At 64.2% G+C, this 1,570-nt stretch carries 1 protein-coding gene; it reads right to left on the reverse strand.

The genetic code is table 11. The features are described from left to right. A partial coding sequence (locus tag A5766_RS06250; protein ID WP_197501359.1) for an IS30 family transposase occupies positions 1-1,182 on the reverse strand: 1,182 nt, incomplete at its 3' end. Positions 1,183-1,570: the final 388 nt, after the last annotated feature.

The raw sequence follows: 1,570 nt of genomic DNA on the forward strand, positions 1-1,570 counted from the left end.
ACGCTCGGCTGGGGTATCCCAGCCGAGCGTTTTGCGTGGACGGCCGTTGAGTTCCTGCGCGACGTGCTCAAGATCGGCTGGACCGTAGACACTGAGGTCAGTGCTTTTGGGGAAGTACTGCCGTAGCAGTCCGTTGGTGTTCTCGTTGGTACCGCGCTGCCACGGGCTGGCCGGATCGCAGAAATACACCTGCATGTCGGTGGCGATGCTGATCTGCTTGTGTCGGGCAAGCTCGGCGCCCTGGTCCCAGGTGAGCGACCCGCGTAGGTGCGCGGGTAGGTCCTTGATCGCGGTGATGATCGCGTCACGGACTTGTTCGGCGTCGTGCCCATCCGGCAGGTGCAGCAGCATCGTGTAACGGGTGGAACGCTCGACGAGAGTGCCGATCGCGGTCTTGTTCTGCTCCCCGGTGATCAGATCCCCCTCCCAGTGCCCGGGGACCGCCCGGTCGTCCACCTCTGCCGGCCGGTCGCTGATCATCACCATCGGGTCGATGAATCGCTGATATCGCTCACCCTCTCGGCGCTGCGACCTCCGGCGCGTCCTACCGGTCCGAAGTGCTTGTTGGACTTCACGTTTCAACCCTCCGCGGGCTTGGAAGTACAAGGCTTGATAGATCGTTTCGTGGCTCACCCGCATGCTTTCGTCGTCGGGATGATCCCGGCGCAGGCGGTGAGAGATCTGCTCCGGCGAGAGCTTCCTCGACAAGCCGTCCTCGACCGCTGCCCGTAGGACCGCGTTCACCACCAGTTTGGACTGCTTGGGCCGCGCCCGGAGCGCCGCCGCGATTCGATCGGCCTGATGCGGCAGGTACCGGCCGGCGACACTATGCGCACGCACCTCGCGGGAGATGGTCGAGACGTTCTTTCCGATCCGCGTGGCGATGGTCCTCATCGAATCCTTGACCACCAGCCCGTCAGCGATCGCAATCCGATCCTCCAGCGACAGATACCGATCGCTGATCACCGAGATAGCCGCATCCGGGCAGGTCATAGTAGCCACGGGCTGTTTGTAGACGGTTCCGAGCCGGTAGTCCACAACGGTGCCGTCCGGGCGGACCCGGGTGTTGCCGACCTTCCGAATTCCCTGACGCCAATCCCGGGCGGTGCGCACATTGACCCCCACCTCGCGCGCCGCGCTCGCTGAGGACCAGCCTTGCTCGATCAACGCAAAGAACCGCATCCTCGCCGCAGGCTTGCCAGACACTGTGATCTTGTCCGCGTCTACCAGGCCAGCATCGACAAGTATCCGACGCGCAACGGAGAACGCCACATCACACTCGAACGCAGCCCTGTTGATCGACCCGGTCCGATCGAACACCGCCACGATCCGTCCAGGATCAGCCGGCTTACCCGGCCCACGAGGCCGCCCCACCGGCCGACCGATCGCCCGGAGAATCGCGTAGCACCGATGCCGCGGCACGCCCACCGCAACAGCGGCTTCCTTCACCGGCACCCCGGCATCCACCAGCCTCGCCAACTGGTCACCGAACCGAACACAGTCCTCCTGAAACGACATGATCGCCGCAACCTCTCACCTGAGAGTGTTGCGACGATCATGTGAACCCGCC

The sequence above is a fragment of the Gordonia sp. 852002-51296_SCH5728562-b genome, from assembly GCF_001665475.1.
GTDB lineage: Bacteria > Actinomycetota > Actinomycetes > Mycobacteriales > Mycobacteriaceae > Gordonia > Gordonia sputi.